This window comes from Neochlamydia sp. S13 (assembly GCF_000648235.2).
Classification (GTDB): domain Bacteria; phylum Chlamydiota; class Chlamydiia; order Chlamydiales; family Parachlamydiaceae; genus Neochlamydia.
Genome location: NZ_AP017977.1, coordinates 997,008 through 1,015,509 on the forward strand (window position 1 = coordinate 997,008; position 18,502 = coordinate 1,015,509).

The window sequence follows — 18,502 nt, forward strand, 5'->3', positions numbered from 1 at the left end:
ATATTGGAAAACTTGAAATTAAAGAGTTTTGACCATTGCTTAAGCCTTTAAGAGGGTAAGGGATGCATAAGCATCCCTCCCATCTTATGGGCTAGGCTTATTGTTTTTAAGAGTTTAACCGTAATGTTTTAAATTTATTAAAATTTTTATTTATAGCATGGCTGCATTGCTTACTAAACATCTTCCTTTTCAAGAAGCCTATCACCCTTGATATGATATTTATCGATATAATAAAATTCCTATTATACGCTTTCAAGCTATTTCTTATGTAATCCGATAGTTTATAAAACTGCTCTCGTTAAGTAGAGAGTCAACTTTCAGAGGGTTAGGTATACAGACTCAGTTTTTTTAAAGCGTATTATTTTGCAGCAGCTCTTTAGGCCCTGCTCTGCTTAATAAAAACCATCTTTTTAAGGAGCAAGCAAGCTTCCAAAGGATGAAATCGTTTTAGATGATACGCCTATAATTTTTAAAAAATGCCATTAAAGTTTTACAAACACCTTTTTTTTCATCCTCAGCTTAGCTAAATCACTTGTCGAAGTTTGTTTAATCTTCCCTTTTTTCATGGGGCAGAGCTTCAATTTGCCATTCCTCTTTATTGTAAATGAAAGGAAACTCAGCACCCCTAACCCCCATTAGCTCTTTTGCATGGCGGAGTCTTTCTCTAACTCCAGGCTTATCAAAAATTTCGAATGCTTGCATTAATCCTAAAACATTTTTATGAAGCTGGCGCGGGGCCGTTACCAAGGTAGAAGCCTCAAAAATTGCCACCATTTCTTTCCATAAAGGAGCTTCTTTCTCTTCTAGATAAATCGGTTTATCTTCTAAATCGCACATGATTAATACCATTTTTAGCAAGAGGCTCACTACGATATCTGTTCGATCTGTGGAATCAGATGAGAAGCAAGCAAAAGCATCTGCTTTCATAAAGGGCAGGAGGGCTAATATAAGGCGAGCATTAAACAATTTAATGAAAATACGTCGATGGCTTTGCATCAAGGGATCCACATCTTTAAAAAAAATTTCCTTTACTTCATACATACATTTAGTGACTAATTCCTTGAATTCCAGGCTAATCTTCCACGCTTTAGGAAATACATAGTCAGCCCGATTACTTGATTCTTCTACTATTCCTGGAGAAATAATTTTCTCCATAAGTGCTGCCATAAAGGCTTGCGTAGTTTTATAGCGAGGAATATGAGGGGCCGGATCTATGTGTGCCTCGTTAGGGTAGAATAGGGCCGAATGATTTAAGGGGAAAATAGCGGCAAAAGTTGATAGCCATTTTTCATGGTTAAGGCTAATCAATGCATCGGTTTTAGCTCTTTCTGATTCATGCTTTTTAAGAGCTTTACTTTGCAAATTAATCAATAATATGCGACGCGAACCAGCTGCAAAAATATCAAATTCAGCATTTAAGCCAGCTTTCGAGGTAGGTCTAGCAAACCGATGAAAATTTACTATTTTTTCTGAGCCATCTTTTTGACTAATTGTGAAGTTTAAAACCTTGTAAGGAATCTTACACTGCTGATGATGCTCCTTATATTTCAGGTTTTTCCACCCTAATAAATCGAGCAAGGGAAGCTTGTAGCTTGGTGGTAAAGCTACTATAGCGGCGTGTTGCACTTCTTTAGGTAATAATAAAAGATTGCTTTGCCTATAAACTATAAAGCGCGTCTCCTTTTTAATTAACTCTTCTAATCCTATAGGCATTGTTTCTTGCAATGCCTTTCTCATTAATGCCACGCCGTTAATGTCTGTAAACATGTGATCACACAAATGCTTTAACACTAATGCATAACCACTAGCTGACTCTTCACCTAACGATTTATATAATTCAAAATCTTCTTTAGCATCTTTTAATATCTCTCGAAGTTTAGATAAATAGGCTATATGAGACTCTTTCATCCTCTGATTATAGACAGGAGATTTACAAATCTTAGAACCAGTATCATTTGAAAGCGAGAGTTGCAAGTTCCTTAAAAATTTTATCAATTGTTCTACTTTTTCTTTCACAAGAGGGGAGTGATTAGGCCTGGTAGAAAGCCTATCATGGATGAAAGCTTCGTTATTTACTACCCACTCGTGCACAGAGTTTAAAAGAGTAAAAATTTTTTCGTCCTTCCAAATGACTTTTTCCTCGTCTTTTTCATCTTTCCAATAGCTTGCTAAATAATTAGGAATATGCCAGAGAGTAGATAACCATGAGTCTGAAGGAGTCTTCCATGTTCTTAAAAATACTTCAATTAATTCTTGCTTTTGTCCTAGCGGTAAAAAGCTTTCTTGAACTATTTTTTCGCATAACGAATCCCATTTAGCTTTTTCTAGAGTTCCTTGAGCATAGCAATTAGAAAGATCTTCAAGTGTAAAAAGTAAGGTCTCAAATTTTTCTTTTCTAAAACATTTACTCTCAGAATAAGCATTATATTGCCACAGATAACGTTGATACCTTATTTCGGCAACATTCACCTTCAATTGCTCGGAGATAAATTCCCACAGCTCTTTTTCATCCTGGTATTTAAGAGGAACTTTACAGATTTCGCTACAAAATAAGCCCCATTCCTCATCTCTCAAACTTTTTTGCTTATGTCTTAAGATTAGCTGTTGGCAAGTTAAAATGATCTTATCATAGAGAGTTTTATAAGTAGGTGTTTCTTCACTTTTTTGTTCTTCTACTGACAAAGAAGATAAGGTATTGATATAACCTTCAAGGGCTGCCATTTGAATGCGTAATTGGTATATTAGGGGGGAATCTCCTTCTCTATTAGACCAGATATTAAAGATAAGCCTTAGAAGCTCTTTTTGATGCTCATGGCTGCAATGAATTTTAGTGATCCTTTGATATAACCATTCGGTATTGAAGGGTTGTTCCTGCTCTTTAGGCGAAGAGTAGTAATGGGTAAAAAATTTTAACCTTTTAAAAGCTATCTTAAAGCTATTCTCAGCGCTGTGTGGCTTAAACCTAAATTTCCATTCCAAGTCTGTAAAATGTACTTCTAAGCGCTCCTTTCTTAATTCAAACTCGGCGTGTAACGATAAACCCTCTTTAAACAATTCATAAATTTTATTTTCATTTTTAACCGACAACTTTAAATGAATGATCTGCCCGCGAATGGCATCCCATGCTTCTACTACATCTAAATCCAAATTATTAAACCTCTCAATAATAGCAGAGAGCTCTTCTATCTTTCTTAAAAAAAGCCGTTGATACTGAATAGGAGTTTTATCAGCATCTTGTAAGTCTTCGAAGTTAATGTAAGAAGAAGCAAGGGCTCCTTCCTGCGCTGCTTTAAAATAGGTAGTTAACATATAGGATGGCCTTATAAATTAAAGTATATAGTAATCTTTCCTTATATAGAGTCGCCCTGCGCAAATAAAGAAAATATTATAGGCTAAAGGCTCATGTTGAGATAAAAAGATAGAAAAACAAGGACTTAAGAATGATATTTTTTGCACTAAGCATCTTTAGAATCGATTTAATAGTTTACAGATTTTCTCTCTAATCATTTCTCTTTGATAAAAAATAGAGCGGTTTTTGAATTTTAAAGGCAATGCTTATAAAAAATCTTAATTATTTATTTTTTCTCTATCATTATAAAGAAAAAATTAGAAGTGAATTTTTTCGCTGTTTTGCTATGAAAAGGTAGGCTTTAGTAGGAGAGCGTTTGCTAGTAAGTTGCCACGGGAATATATCAAGCGATAGAGGGGGGATTCTACAGGCCTCTAGGCAGCCAAATATGCTTACACTCAACCATTTTTTACTATAGTTTTTTTGTTAACATTATCTTTTTAGCAGTAATAACTTAAGTAGCGCCCTACCTCTGGCTGCCTCCCCATTTAGGACGATTCTATAGATTAAATGACCTCTCAGTAAAAAGTTTTAGGGATTTATCTACCCACTACACTAGAAATAAAAAGTTTTATAGCGTACTTTAAAAAATGCTTAGTTGGTATTTAAGCCGGTCTAAATTTATAAGACCTTAATCTTCCATTAATTTACTTTAAAGGTTAGATCTAATATACTTGAGGGATCAAATAATAATTTAAATTTAAGTGAATTTATGCATGCTTTTCCTTCTATTGAACCTGCTAAGCTAACTGTACCTGTGTCAAGTTCTACTCCTCAAAAAAATGATCCTCACCCTTCTTTTTCTCAGAAGATTGCTAGAATATGGCGCCACACTCTACGTTTTTTTAGTTGCGGAAAGTTATATAATGTTCCTTTAAATAAAAGAAATTTAAGAGTAATTGAAAAATTTAAACATACTCAACTTTATAAATTTCCCCACAAGCTTAGAATTGTAGCCTCTTCTGATCAGGAAACCCCCTCACACTTTAATGAGTCATTAGAGGGTATGAGAGATTTTTCCCGCCAACTAGCTCAACTAGCGATGGAATGCATACATAAACAGTACATCGCTTCCCCTGTGAAATGGGTAAATGAGAAATCGGAAGAAATTCCTCATATTGTCAGTGATCTAGCTCAACAAGCTATTAAGATCGGTAGTCTTTCCGTAAAACCTATTTTTGAATTAATTCAAAAATTTGAAGTTAATCAAAAAGCTATAGAACAAATTGATAAATTGCTGGGCTGGGCAGTGCAAGATATTCAGCCTAAAGAGCCTGAAAAGCGTAAAGAGTTTCATCTGGCCTTTAAAGCAGAATTGTTAAGAAAGATGGATGGCAGAGTTGATTTTGTGCTTCCACGTGCTCCTAAAAGTTTACCTTCCAAGAATATTAAAGAGCACCTGGAGGCTTGTAGTACTAAAATTGTAGATTGGCTTTTTGAGTCTAATCATACCCAATCACTTCTTAGCTTGTTTGATGATGAGCCTTACAAGCCTTCCGAAGAAATGATTAATCATGTTTTCCAACAAGCTTTACATTTGCTAGTGGAAAAGAAAATTATTTTTTACAAAAATAAAGCTAATCATATCCTCCAAAATAGACTCCCTCTCATTGTTGAAACTTCTTTACAAGAGAATGCTAAAAATATAACTGATTTAGTTTCAGGACGTCTAGCTGAGATTTTAGACAATATGGGAGATGAGCAATTTACCGTGCTATTTGATAAAATAGTAGAGGTCATAAGCAATCACCTTACAAATGTTGCTGATAGCTATGAAGAAGCAGAAAAAGCCGTTAGCGAGCATACAAAACTTGAAAAGTATGCTCAAGAGGTTATTAAATGCAAGCCTGAAACTCAAAAAGAGATTAGAGACTATAATCTTTGCAAAAAATACTTACAAAAGCTCCAAGAAATGGGAGGAGTACCAGCAATTGAGGAAGATATTTTATTTAAAACTTTCCTCGCGCTTAATGGCAGCAAAGAGTTTGTGATAGAAAATAACACGGCAGAAGAAATCTCTAAGCTTTTCTTAAATACTCTTTTACCCGATGTGATTAAAGATGGCAAAAAAATCAAGGGATTAGAAAACCTATTATCCACTATAAAACTTCCTGAAGAATTTACTGAACTGTTCAACGAAGCTAAAGAAATAGCTCAAATGATTTTAACTCCTGAGCAATACAATGAATTGGTTGAACTAGGTAAAACCGCAAGTGATTTTAAAGAGCTAGCCTTAGATGGATGCTCTGAATTAATCAAAATAGGCTTTAACGAAGCATTAGAGCTTCTTATTAAACAAATGTCAAAGCCGGAAGAGCTTAATCTTGTAATAGCAAGTAATATACTACCGTCTACTGTAGAGATAATGATTCAAGCTTTTGCAGATGATCTCATTTACTATAATCTTAATAAGCTGGCTCCTTATTTCCACAAGCTTCCTCATGAAGCAGCAGAAAAAAAACTGCTACAGCTTTTATTCCAATTAGCTAACGAAGAAGGAAAGCTCTACGGATTTTCTAAAGAAAAAGAAGCGATCTTTTTTGATATTGTTAAAATACGTATAGAGGAAATCGTTAACCTGATCCAAGAAGTAAAAAAAAGAGATCCTAAGAAAGATGGGGTAAAATCAGTTATTGCAATTATCAAAGCCTACTACAAAGAAGAAAATGCAAAAGACAATAACCCTCATTTTGCTCATTTTATTGACGTAGGTTTGCGTGCAGGCCAATTTGGCAGTTTTCTTCCACGTTTATTTAACCTAAAAGCCCTACGCAATATGTCCAGCAAGCTGATTACTAACTCTTTGCATAATCTTCGTCAATCCTATAGGCCTGGCCTTAATCGCCTAATTCCTTTGATGGAAGATAAATATCTTGATCGAGAGGTTATGAAGAAATTGATCAAGCAATATCCTTCCTTGGAAGAGCTTGAAATAGATATACAGGCTATAGAAGAACGCATAAAGCAAATAGAAGAAAAAGTTGGCCTTAATGGTAATGATGACAGATTGCTTAATCAGTTGCTATCAGCAAAAAAAATTTTGCAAAATAAACTGAAGCTAAAAGAGGAAATAGTAGCAGAAGATAATAAGCATCAAAAAGAAGTAATCCATGCTCAGAAAAATCTTCCTGTTGAAGTAGATAAAGTTGCAAGACTTGGTTACGATATAATGCTTTACAAAGCAAAGAAAAAAATGCCTCTGATCGGCAAATTTATTTTTCGTCAATTGGTAGGTAATACTGCTGATAAGATTGGACAAACAGCTCTCAGAGTCATTACTAGGACTATTGGCCGCCAGTCATTCAATGAGCATTTGCTCAATAAAATTCTTTTGACCTCATTATCAGCTATCCATATGAGCACGGCCCTCAATCGCGAAGTAAAGCCTTTATTGCATCCAAACAATCAGCTGAAAATTGATCATATTACTGTGCCTGTAACCGCACAATCTCGCCAAACTCCAACCCTAAAGATTGAAATTCCCCTGACAGTGGAAAGATTGTCTACATGGGGAAAAATCCGCCGTTTTATAGTTGGAATATTTGCACGTTTATTTAGCTTATTTAAAACAAAGAAAATAAGTTTAAGCAATAAACAAATTAGACTGATGGAATACATAAATAAGGACAAAGAAGCAGCTCCTGACTCCGCTCTATTAACTACTCCCTCCATGCCTTCTGTGGAAGTAGCCAGTGCTATCCGAGAGATAAAAATAGTGGAGAATAAACCAGAGACAGCACAACCTAGCCATAATTTCTTTTTTGAGGAAGACATTCATGATTTAAATCCCTCTTTACAAAAAGTGGGCAAGTTCGTTGCTGATTTTATGTCACGAATTAGCCAAGAAATCTTCCAGGAGAAAATACGACCCCTCACCCAAACCGTAGAAAGGAATGCTCAAAATCTTCCGGAGAGCATTCCTCAAGTATTAGATTGGATAACCAAAATCATTTCTCCTTGGGTCAATACTATTCTTAAAAAAGTTATTAAGCATGGTTATAAATTTGAGCTTGATACCTCCACCAAGAGCTTTTTTAATATTTTACTTAAAGAGCTAAAAGATAAAGATGGGGTTCTCAAAGAAGGCGTGTTCGAGAAGATGGAAACCTATTTGCGAAAAATGAATCTTGTAACAACAAATGAAGATTTACAACTTTATTTGGATCCCATTCGCCAATGGGCAAGCCAAAAGTACAACCATCCGGAAGAAATTCATTCTTTAGCAGAATATACAGGTCCTCGTGATGTAAAATATGATATTATGATTTCTAAATTTTATGTTGCAGCCGTTCAGTGGCTTATTAGATATAAATTGGAAAGTCACATGGATGAATTTCAATACTTTTTGGAGAATAAGCTCTCCGGTATGGTAGAGCGTCACTTAACTAACAATATGCAACGCTTATCTGCGCTGCTTTTTAATCGTATAGCTACTTTAATAAATCTCATTACTGATGAAGATTACAAAAACCTTTTTGATAATTCAGCGCAAATGCTTAATAATCAGCTAGTTAATTTAATTAAAGCAGAAAAAATTGTTAGCGGCAACCTCTCTCAGGTTAAAGGAAAAGAAAACGAAACTGTTTGGCGCGAGCATATAGCGCAGGAGCTGATAGCTAAGGATACGAAGGGAGAGCCTCTATACAATCTACCTGATTTAGCACGCGCTTTAATTGATATTCCTTCTTATATCAAAAAAGAAGATATAGAAGGGTATAAGGCTGTAGAAGAAAATAAATTTTTCTTGCCCCTCGTTGAAAAGCTTCTAAATTATGCTTTGCCAACGGGCCATCAAGAACTTGTCCAAGGGAAGGTTATAGTACTAGATGCTTTTGAAGAGCTATTAGACAACATCATTATCGAATCTGAAATTCAAAATATGGTGGGAGAACTTCACCAATTTCTTAAATCTTTGCTTCCTCCAAAATTTGCTAGCAAAATTGATACTATAAACAACACTGTTGTTAGGATAAGCAAAAAATTTATTCTCAATGTAGTTAGACAAAATGCCACCAAAGTTTTAGCTCAACAATTAAAAGGAATCTTTACAATTTTATCTGAAGAAAAAAAACGGATGGAGTTCCTGGCAGAAACTTTTCCTCTTATTCATAAGGAAATAATAAGATCTTTTGTTTCCTATACCATGACTATCGATGTGCAACACTCCACCTACTTTTTCGCCAGGATGCTTGAGAGCCATCTGCAGCCTCGACTTAAAGGAAAGCTTGTTGAGGAATTATGGGAGTCGTGCTCGAGTAGACTTAAATGTTCTTGGAAGGAGCTTAAAATTAGCAAGGTGAATTTTCTAGAAAACCATCTACCTGATATTTTAATAGATTTTACCTTAACATTTTTAGCAAAGTATCATATTGGTGATATTTCTCACCCCCAGCTAAGGCTTTTAATTGAGGATCCAACCAACGGAGCAGCTGTAAAAAGGATTGCTGATATTCTTTTGCAGAAAATCTGCGAAAAACATCCAGAAATGGAATTAGATCCCGCAAGCCAGGAATATTTCGTTATTTATCTTAATCCTCTATTAGAAATAATAGTTATAGAACTTAGAGAAAAGCAAAAAGTGCTGCATAAAATCTCTCCCGATGCGACCTTGGAAGCTGCCGATATTGATACTACTTTAAACAACTTCTTTATAGGAGCTAATGATAAACAAACGGTTTACGTAGACATGATTGCTAATATTATCAAAATGGGTAAGTTAGGAGGCGATCCCACAGCATCTAAGACTACGTTCCTAGAGACGTTTATACAGCACATTACAAAGACTTCTCGAGTTAGAAATGCGTTAACAGCTGTTTTAGTACCAGCCATGCATCCTGTTCGAGCTTCTATTTTAGGAATCACTGATTTAACGGCTCAGGCTCTTAATAAAAAGTATCTAAATGATCAATTTATAAAAAATTTATTAAATCCTGAGACTTTAAATACCTTAAAGGCTAAAGAACAACAATTAAAGCGTAAGATTGAAGATAAAAGAAATCTATTAAAGGCGGCAGAGGATAATCATACAGCTGAGCAGCACAACAAAAAAATTATAAGGCTGAAAGAAGAATTAGAAGAAATTCGACGAGCAATAAAGGTTAAAAAAATGGAGACCTCAGCGGTAAAAATAAAAGAGAAGGAAGCAAAGATAGAAAGGCAATTTCAGCAGGGTTTATCACTGACTGCCACCATCTTGTATGATTTAATTAATTTCTTTGTTAATGAAAACCAAAGTTTTTGGGCTAATCAATTAGGTAAATGGGGTTTATGGATGGCAAGCGTGGATGAAATTCACCTACAAGAAGTACTTAAAACTTTTTATGATAAATTTTTTCATAATGATGACTTAAATGAGGGATTATTTTTAGAGATTATGCAAATGCTTCTAAAGCGGGTGCAAGAAAAAAGCGCCCTCGTGCTAGAGAGGTAATTCGTACTGAAGGAAAAATAAACCTATACCCCTTGCATATGAAAAGTAATAAGATTCTATTCCAAATAATCTTGCTCATGAAAGTACTAGAAAAAGTATTAGAAAAAAAGCTTTAGAGGGTAAAATTTTTCATTTAGTACAATTAATTTTGATCAATTTTTATTTTTAATAGAAAAAGAAAAAGCTAGGCTGTATTTGTACAAGCTTTAGAAGCTTTCCTTCTTTTTTTTTCAACTTTTTCACATCTTTAGATTAGCCCTCAGTTTTTTTTGTTCTTTTGTATTTGCATCTACTACCTACTCCACCTGCTAAAAACGTTTAAACAAAATTTTTTGTAAGCTAACATGAGTTAAAGGAAATAGTTGAAAAAAGACCTTCACCCGTTTTAAAAGTATTTTGCACTAAAAAAACTTAAAGCTGTTACGGGGAGCACTAATACTTTACACTTTTTCAAGCAACATATCTAGGATAGCAGCCCTTGACTGGGAAACATGTACTTTACCTATTTTTTTATAAAGAGAAGGCATCACTTAAGAAGCCAGCAGATGATGCCATCTTTTACAGACGCTAAATAAGGAAGGAGCTGCGCAAGCCTCTAAGATAGGGAGCAACAATTCATTGGGCAAGCTTTCAATAGAGGCCGAAGAGATAGGATGCATTTTATTTCCCTGGGTAGTGATGACTTTTCAGCATTTTTATTTTTTAAAGGCAATATAAAAAACTTAAAAAAGCAAGTCTAACGAATTCGTATAGATTTAAGGAAAGGAAAGGATTTAACGAAAGGGGGGAGACCTTCCAAGCATTCAGGAGTAGCCACAGGTTTTGGCGATTAAGTAACGCGGCAATTTTGATTTGGCTAAAAGAATGAGATTAATTCTTTGCCTTATTTGAGAAAAACGGCTCTTTTTGGCGCAATGTTTTAATTCTTCTACCGCATGATGGAATACAATAGGCCTAGTTTCTTCCTGTCAAGAAAGGTTGTTCTCCCAGCCTAGTAATCTGCAGAAAAAGAGAAAAGCTTCTTGTCGTTATAAATCTGTAGGTTAGCTTAAGCTTGCTTAGTTGCTGGAAGAAAACTTGTTTAAAGATAAGATGGCTAAAAGTTTTTTATTTCATTTTAGCCCTCCCCAAATTAAAAAGTACTTACAGCCATTCTACAATGGAAAACGCTGCCTTTTTTTTTCGGCGATATCTTTCAAAGGATTTTCCGCTAATTCAAGCTTGGTAAGCTGAGACAGCTGCCCGATTTCTGCAGGAAGGCTGGTGAGCTGGTTTTGATTTAAGTCAAGGCATTCCAGCTCAGACAATTGCCCAATTTCTCCAGGCAGACTGGTGAGCTGGTTTTGATTTAAGTAAAGCCATTGCAGCTGAGACAGTTGCCCGATTTCTGCAGGCAGACTGGTGAGCTGGTTTTGATTTAAGTTAAGCCATTGTAGCTGAGACAGCTGCCCGATTTCTGCAGGCAGACTGGTGAGCTGATTTTGAATTAATTCAAGCGTTTGCAGCTCGGACAGCTGCCCGATTTCTCCAGGAAGGCTGGTAAGCTGGTTTTGATTTAAGTAAAGGTTTTGCAGCTGAGACAATTGCCCGATTTCTGCAGGTAGGCTGGTAAGCTGGTTTTGATTTAATTCAAGCCATTGCAGCTCAGACAGTTGTCCGATTTCTGCAGGCAGACTGGTGAGCTGGTTTTGATTTAAGTAAAGCGTTTGCAGCTGAGACAATTGCCCGATTTCTGCAGGCAGACTGGTGAGCTGGTTGTGATTTAATTCAAGCCATAGCAGCTGAGGCAGCTGCCCGATTTCTGCTGGCAGACTGGTGAGCTGGTTTTGATTTAAGCAAAGGTGTCGCAGTCGAGACAGCTGCCCGATTTCTGTAGGCAGGCTGGTGAGCTGGTTTAGATATAAGTAAAGGTTTTGCAGCTGAGACAATTGCCCGATTTCTGTAGGCAGGTTGGTGAGCTGGTTTTGGCCTAAATCAAGCCTTTGCAGTTGAGACAGCTGACCGATTTCTGCGGGCAGGCTGGTGAGCTTGTTCTGGCTTAAATCAAGCCTTTGCAATTGAGACAGCTGACCAATTTTTGCAGGCAGGCTGGTGAGCTGGTTCTGGCTTAAATCAAGCCTTTGCAATTGAGACAGCTGACCGATTTTTGCAGGCAGGCTGGTGAGCTGGTTCTGGCTTAAATCAAGCCTTTTCAGTTGAGACAGCTGCCCGGTTTCTGCAGGAAGACTGGTGAACTGGTTGCGGCTTAACTTAAGTCCTTGCAGCTGAGGCAATTGGCCTATCTCCGAGGGTAAATAAGTCAAGCCTACCCAAGATAAATCTAAAGCCGTGGTATTTTTACAATTTTCTTCAATCCAACCTCTAAGAAGCTCCCCTTGTTTTTCTAAAGGTAAATACTTGATTTTTTCTTGACTTAAGTATTCCGTTCCACCAGGCAGTGCTTTCCACATTAACAGACGATTAATATTTATAAGATAAGAGGCATAGTTAGCCAAAGTAAAACACCTTTTTTCCTGGGTTTTCCATTTAAATTCTAGCTCCGCAGGAGCAAGGGATTTAGCTAGAGTAAAGGCCTCCTTGAAGATTGCCTTAGCTTTTTCTCCTTCAGAAAGCCTATCATCCAGCTTATAAATCCTATCTAAAATAAAAGCCTGCTTGCTAATATCCCCTTGGGAAACATGTACTTTACCTATTTTTTTATAAAGAGAAGGCATCACTTCAGAAGCCAGCAGATGATGCCATCTTTTACAGACGCTAAATAAGGAAGGAGCTGCGCAAGCCTCTAAGATAGGGAGTAGCAATTCATTAGGCAAGCTTTCAATAGATGTCGATGAGATAGGATGCATTTTATTTCCTTGGGCAGTGATAACTGCTTAGCATTTTTATTTTCTAAAGACAATATAAAAAATTAAAAAAGCAAGTCAAACGAATTTCTATCTTTATCACCAGAGGGGTATCCGCTAACTTGTTAAGCAAAGAGCAAGCTACTATGCCTTATAGGCGATAGCTAGATATAGAATGCTTTTGCTCAGCTTTGGACGACTAAACGTAGTATGCTTTTGAGTTGCAATAAATCGAGGTTCTATAATCTGTATTTATTTAAGTTTTTTTTACAAACTTATCTAATTGGCATTTTCAGCATCGTTTGGACATGAAAACTCTTACTGCATGAGGTTAATAAAGGCTTTAGCCTCTTTTTCACTGTCTTTAAGGTAAGGCTTAGCTAAAGTACGGCATTCTCTTTGATAGGCCGCTTGGCTAAAGATGACTACCCATCTTTGTTCAACGCCTGCATAGCAAGATGTAGTCTTAAAAGCTCGATAGACTTCTACTATCTTTACAGTTTTGTCGTAAGGCGCTTCAAATATGAATTCTTTTACCTCTTTGATTTGCAGGGGCACACGCGCGACAAATAAGCTTTGTTCTCTTTTAAAGACTTGTAAGGTATTTGGCGTATAGAGAGCACTATCTCCTACTATATAGTCCAATATGATTTAAAGTGTTTTCGCCTTGAAGTAAGATTCTAGGAGCTTTTTTTTAATAGACCTCTTTCGAAACTCACGTATTTAATTCCCAGTTATAGATTGCTGCAATCAAGTTGAAGCGAAGTGCAAATCTTTTACGTCTATTTCTGTAGCGATCGGCTACAATTTTAAATCGCTTAAGGAGGCCAATCACGTTTTCATTGGCAACTCTTTCTCTGGATAAACTTTGGTTTGTTCTTTTATCCTCTTGAGTTAAAGGCTTCTTCTTACTTCTTTTCTTGGGCATCTGGGTTTGGGCATGCAGCTTTTTTAATCCTTGATATCCTGAATCGGTTAACACTCTTATTTGTGGATTGATTTTAACTTGGGATTCTTTGAATAGCCTAAAATCATGCTTTTTGCCGTTGCCAAATGAGGTACAAATTACTTTTTTACTCTTCTTATCGACTACAACTTGGGTCTTTAGGGTATGTTTTTTCTTTTTCCCTGAATAATAGCGCTTTTGTTTTTTTTAGGGCGCTCAATAGGCGTTTCTGTAGCATCAACCAAAATAACCTCATATTCCGTATCGTTTTTCAAAAGCTCTTTACGTCCCGGTAAAGCAAAATCTGGATGCTTGATTAACGTATCTTCAATCCATTTCACCGCTTTATAAGCTGAGCTTTCACTAATTCCATAACTTTGGCTAATATGAAAATAGGTCCTATATTCTCGTATATATTCCAAGGTCATTAGCAGCATGTCTTCTAAACGTAGTTTATATTTACGCCCGCCTTTAATCTTCTTAGCTGCATCGGCTTGCTGTAAAATTTGCACCATCTTATCAAAGGTACCACGCTTTACCCCTGTCAATCTGCGAAATCGTTCATCATCTAATTTCTCTATCTTATCAAATTTCATGGTGCCTCCTTTAAATGTTGAGTCACCATTATACTAAAATTTACATTTTATTCCAGTTTCGAAAGAGGTCTAATGCTATATTTTCTTTACAAGTAAATCATTATAAAGCTCTTAATTTCTTGCAAAGTTTACTATGAAACCAAACAGGCTAGATAACCAACAAGGCCGTCTTTTTAAATCCCGCTTTAGCGATGAACTTAATCCGGATTATCCTCTTATCCAGCTATCCAAATTGATTGAATGGAAGCAGTTCGAAGAAGAGTTTGATAAGCTGTTCGTAGAAAAGATAGGGCAGCCAGCTAAACCTGTAAAGCTAGTTGTAGGGTTCCTTCTACCTTGTAACACATGTGCTGGCTTACAGTTTAGGTATAATTGAAGCAGCCTTTGAGTGCTTTCTTATCCGATAGCTCGCGTTAAGCTAGGTAGCATTTTAGATCTTTTCCTAAAGATAAAGTAGCTTTCTTAAGCAAAAGCTTCCATGCAGCTTTTCTTTTTTTACAAACTTGGGTAATAAAGTAGAAAAACGTGACATCCCTTTATAGGGAAAACCTTTTATTTCTGAGCACATAAAGTCATAAAAAGAGGAAATTCTTGGCGACTACGATTTTCCATTTTAGCATTTGCACCTGTGCTAACCTTATTAGAGCACCACTCTTCCATATCGTATACGTTAAAACCAGCTTCTTTTAACCAATGAAAATAGTTACAGAGGGGGAAATGATAAGAGGTGAGCTGTGCAGAGTGTTGTCCCTTACTAGGATGAGCACAGATAGGAATTTCTAGAGGGGACATATATCTATCTACGCGACGGTACTGAAGCTTTTTGTCCTTATCTATCTGCCAGGAAGTTTGACGAGGAAGCCGAAAATAAGGGTGATTAAGAACCATTATTAACACTCCTTGCTTTTCCAAGTGTTTATAAGCATTGTGAAACACTTGCAAAGGAGATGAAATATTCTGCAAAGCTAAAATAATGGTAGCATGGGTAAATTTCGTGTTATCTAAAGAAAGATTTTTTGTAGCATCTGCTACCCGGTAATGATGCTGAAGGTTAGTATCCAATTTTTTGGCTTCTTTGATCAAAGTAGGGGAAAGATCTATACCCATATAGTTTGTATGGGTAGGAAGATGGCGAGCTAACACGCCTGATCCGCAAGCAATATCTAATATAGCAGGAGAGGAGCAAGCTTGAAGGTTTAGCAACCGTAACAAATTCGGAATAATAATTTGCTGGTGATAGTAATGACCTTCTTCGCCGACAAGGCTTTTATACCATTGGCTGGCAGGCTCCCATGAGGCAGCTTTTGGATGGGGTAATTTGGTAGGTGTTTTCATGAAATAATCAACTCTCTAGGATTAAGTAAACATAAATTTTTAAGATAACTTCTTGCTTTTCTTCCAAGGCGGGCAATAGGAAGCTAACTTGTTATGCGAAGAGTTTACAAGGTAGCAGATTTTACTTTCTACAGATATCATGAACAAGCAGCTTGATAGAGCAGTGCAAAAATAGTCTCTTGGGATCAAGGAAAAGTTTATGAGGAAAATTATCTTTATAAAGGGTGGAAACGCTAGCAGGAAATTTATCTAAAAGGTAAGAAACCTTTTAACGTCCCCCATCTAACACTATTGTTTGCTTAAATGGCAATTATTAACCGTTTTTAATAGAGTCCCTCTTTTTAATCTTTACGAAAGAGAAAAAATTAAAGTCAAAGGAATGAGATTTAAGAGCAAGCAGGAGGCCGAGATAGCGAGGGATAAGAAATTTTAAGTTTTATCCTGTTCGCTAGATAGAAAAATCATTTTATTAAAATTTAAATAATAGAGAATTAATCAACTATTTGAATAGGTCTTACCTTTCTTATTTGATGGCCTGTTTGAAAGAAACTAAGAGGAAAAATAGTGAAAAATGTTATAAGAAAGCAAGCTAGGAAGATACCAAGTTAATGAATGTTTATTAGAGGATATCTATGGTTAAAGTGACTGTTTTATATACGGGTGAGCTGCACTGTCAAGTTATTCGTGAGGATCCACGAGCTATACTGGAGACAGATGCTCCTTTAGATAGTGGGGGAACAGGTGTATCATTCTCTCCTACAGATTTGATGGCAAGTGCTTTAGCAACTTGCATAGCGACAACTCTAGCTTTATACGCGCAGAGAAAAAACTGGGATGTAACTGGGATGCGACTGGAAGTAGAAAAAAGCATGACTACTCAACCTATCCGTCGCATTGGAAACATTGTAATAAAGATACAGATTCCTCAAGATTTTTCTCTTGAACAAAAGCAAGCTTTAGAAAGGATAGCTGCAAGTTGTCCTGTACATCATAGCTTACATCCGGAGGTAAAAGTAGAGCTTATTTTTTGCTGGAATAACTAGAACTTTATAAGGGATGGCTGTAAAAATTTATAATTTTTTAGCTCCCTGATGTTTTGCTAGAGGCTAAAATTGGTAAATAAAATATAGAAAAGGATCTCTTATGGAGAAAATAAATGCTTGATAGTCTGAACCCTTTTGAAGATCCTTTTTTGATCCGAAAACTAAATCCTCTTCTAATTGAATCTCTACATAGTTATTGGATAGCCTTAAAAGAGGCAAAAGTTTCTGCTGAAGAAAAGTTACAAGTAGAGGATGCCTTATATAATTTGGTAGGCTTTACTTTTCTTCACCTATTCCAACCTCTTTATCTCCAACATCCTCCTAAAATTCCTGGGTCAGTTTTTTTACTTTCTGCCGTGCATTCTGATGGAATAGGGGATTATGTAACCTTATTTAAATGTGCTAAAATTTTAAAAGAACATCACCCTGCTTTAGAGGTTTATCTTGCTTATACGCATAAGCAATCTTTGCCTTCCATTGATCCTTATCCTTATCATATAAAAAAGGAAAATATTTATGCTTTTCAAGAAACCGAGGAAGCTTGCAGCGTTATCTTAGAACCTATTTTAGAGGGGAAGAAAAATTTTTTATGTGAAGCGCAGCTAGATCAATTACTACTCGAGCATAATAGACTTTTAGCTGAGTATGAAACTTTGCAAGAAACACATCCTCAGGCAGCTGTAGCCATTCAAGAGCTTTCTAATGAAGTGCAGCGATCTATTCAATCTTACTATTATTATCGGCAAAAAAAAGCAGAAGCGGAAAAGCTTTATCTTTTAATGAAAAAAAGCTTAGCTATTGTTCACATCGCTTTGGCCTTGAATACTTTTGATAATCCTGGGTTAGCTTCAAAATCTCTTTATTTTGCGGAAGCGGGAAATTTTCAAGGGATAGCCAATTACCTTCAACGTCATTGGTTTAGCATAGGCTTAAATGCATTTGAAGAGGGGGTTTTTCTTAATAATCACCATACAACCTCTCATTGGAGCTGTACAGCTTTATGCCAGTATTTATGGCAAGTTGATCAGCCCCATGCTGAGCATCTTAAAAATTATTTAATGGATTATGCTATAGAAGTAGCCTACTTGCCTCATTCTTCTGCTCATAGAGAAATTTTTATTGAGATGATGTGCCGCCGCCATCTGCATGATAGCCGCCATCTTACTATTATTCTTCCTCTGCAGAAAAAAGAACAGTTTCTTCACTTTAGCGATAGTTGGATGCTTGCTTATGGATTTTCTAAAATCCTTGTAGTCGATTTTGTACCTTCTGTCAGAGAAACAGTATTAAATCAAATTAATTTGGCGCCAAGAAAAATTTTACGGCTAGTTTGCGTTCTTCCTTTACCAGCTTCAGATTTTACCAAACTAATAAATTTGAGTGGAGAAATTGTAGGCTGTACAGGCGACGGCTCATTGAGTGATTGCATTCAGTCAGGCAAAATTCCTTTTTATGAAGTGCGTCGGCATAAAACAGGAACGCTAGAAGCTTTTATACGGTTAGCGCAAAAATTAATGCTGCCGGAAGTTTTAAAGTATTGCGAGCTCTTAAAGCAATTTGCAGATTGGCCCGTTCCTTCCTTTCTAGAAAAATTTGAAGCATTACTTCAGGATAGCTCTTTTAGAATGCAGTGGGATAAGTTAGTGGAGTTTATTAAGCGTTATTATTGCTTAGAAGATTCCTATCTTGCTCTTATCAATCGCTTTTTGTGGATGTCTCTATCTAAGGAAGTTAAAGAAAAAGAAGAAAGCCTTATACACAGTTATTTCGAGGGAGCAATCAGCGCTGAAAGTGCTTATCTAAGTTTAAAGGAAATATTAAAGAGCCAACGAACTAAAATTGTGGAAAGTTAAGGAGTAGTTAGCTTTATTTCTAACATTTACAAGCGCAATATACAGAGGATAACATCGAGCTTGTAGACATCCCTCTGTCGCTCATTAGCAAGAGGTAGTTTATAGCA

10 protein-coding genes are annotated in these 18,502 nt (G+C 36.3%); 4 read left to right on the forward strand and 6 right to left on the reverse strand.

Annotated elements, in window-relative coordinates:
* Positions 1–546: 546 nt before the first annotated feature.
* On the reverse strand, positions 547–3,309 hold the full coding sequence (locus tag TY21_RS03840; protein WP_042240830.1) for a hypothetical protein: 2,763 nt from the start codon (positions 3,307–3,309) through the stop codon (positions 547–549).
* A 752-nt stretch (positions 3,310–4,061) separates the two neighbouring features.
* Between TY21_RS03840 and TY21_RS03845 the strand changes: the two genes are divergently transcribed.
* Positions 4,062–9,779, forward strand: a complete 5,718-nt coding sequence (locus TY21_RS03845; protein ID WP_042240828.1) for a hypothetical protein — start codon at positions 4,062–4,064, stop codon at positions 9,777–9,779.
* Positions 9,780–10,309: 530 nt separating this feature from the next.
* On the opposite strand, the gene TY21_RS11640 is transcribed toward TY21_RS03845, so the two are convergent.
* The 4 genes from TY21_RS11640 to TY21_RS03860 form a co-directional block, all read right to left on the reverse strand.
* Entirely contained in the window at positions 10,310–10,438 is a 129-nt protein-coding gene (locus TY21_RS11640) for a hypothetical protein (protein WP_255501520.1), read from the reverse strand.
* A 495-nt stretch (positions 10,439–10,933) separates the two neighbouring features.
* Entirely contained in the window at positions 10,934–12,625 is a 1,692-nt protein-coding gene (locus TY21_RS03850; protein ID WP_130589525.1) for a leucine-rich repeat domain-containing protein, read from the reverse strand.
* 315 nt (positions 12,626–12,940) lie between these two features.
* Positions 12,941–13,267: a hypothetical protein gene (locus tag TY21_RS03855; protein ID WP_042239697.1), complete on the reverse strand. Its 327-nt coding sequence runs from the start codon at positions 13,265–13,267 to the stop codon at positions 12,941–12,943.
* A 70-nt stretch (positions 13,268–13,337) separates the two neighbouring features.
* Positions 13,338–14,164 (reverse strand): IS5 family transposase gene (locus TY21_RS03860; RefSeq protein WP_232044404.1). Its coding sequence is split into 2 segments (ribosomal slippage): positions 13,338–13,777 and positions 13,777–14,164, totalling 828 coding nucleotides; the frame shifts between segments, so codons are not numbered across the junction.
* 133 nt (positions 14,165–14,297) lie between these two features.
* Here TY21_RS03860 and TY21_RS03865 point away from each other — a divergent pair.
* Entirely contained in the window at positions 14,298–14,540 is a 243-nt protein-coding gene (locus TY21_RS03865) for a hypothetical protein (RefSeq protein WP_042242865.1), read from the forward strand.
* 176 nt (positions 14,541–14,716) lie between these two features.
* Here the strand turns inward: TY21_RS03865 and TY21_RS03870 are convergent, their stop codons facing one another.
* The gene (locus TY21_RS03870) at positions 14,717–15,499 is read right to left on the reverse strand and encodes a class I SAM-dependent methyltransferase (protein WP_042242862.1); all 783 of its coding nucleotides are present in this window, start codon (positions 15,497–15,499) and stop codon (positions 14,717–14,719) included.
* A 632-nt stretch (positions 15,500–16,131) separates the two neighbouring features.
* Between TY21_RS03870 and TY21_RS03875 the strand changes: the two genes are divergently transcribed.
* Entirely contained in the window at positions 16,132–16,542 is a 411-nt protein-coding gene (locus TY21_RS03875; RefSeq protein ID WP_042242859.1) for an OsmC family protein, read from the forward strand.
* Positions 16,543–16,655: 113 nt separating this feature from the next.
* Positions 16,656–18,395, forward strand: coding sequence for a hypothetical protein (locus TY21_RS03880; RefSeq protein WP_042242856.1), 1,740 nt, complete (start codon positions 16,656–16,658; stop codon positions 18,393–18,395).
* Positions 18,396–18,502 lie beyond the last annotated feature (107 nt).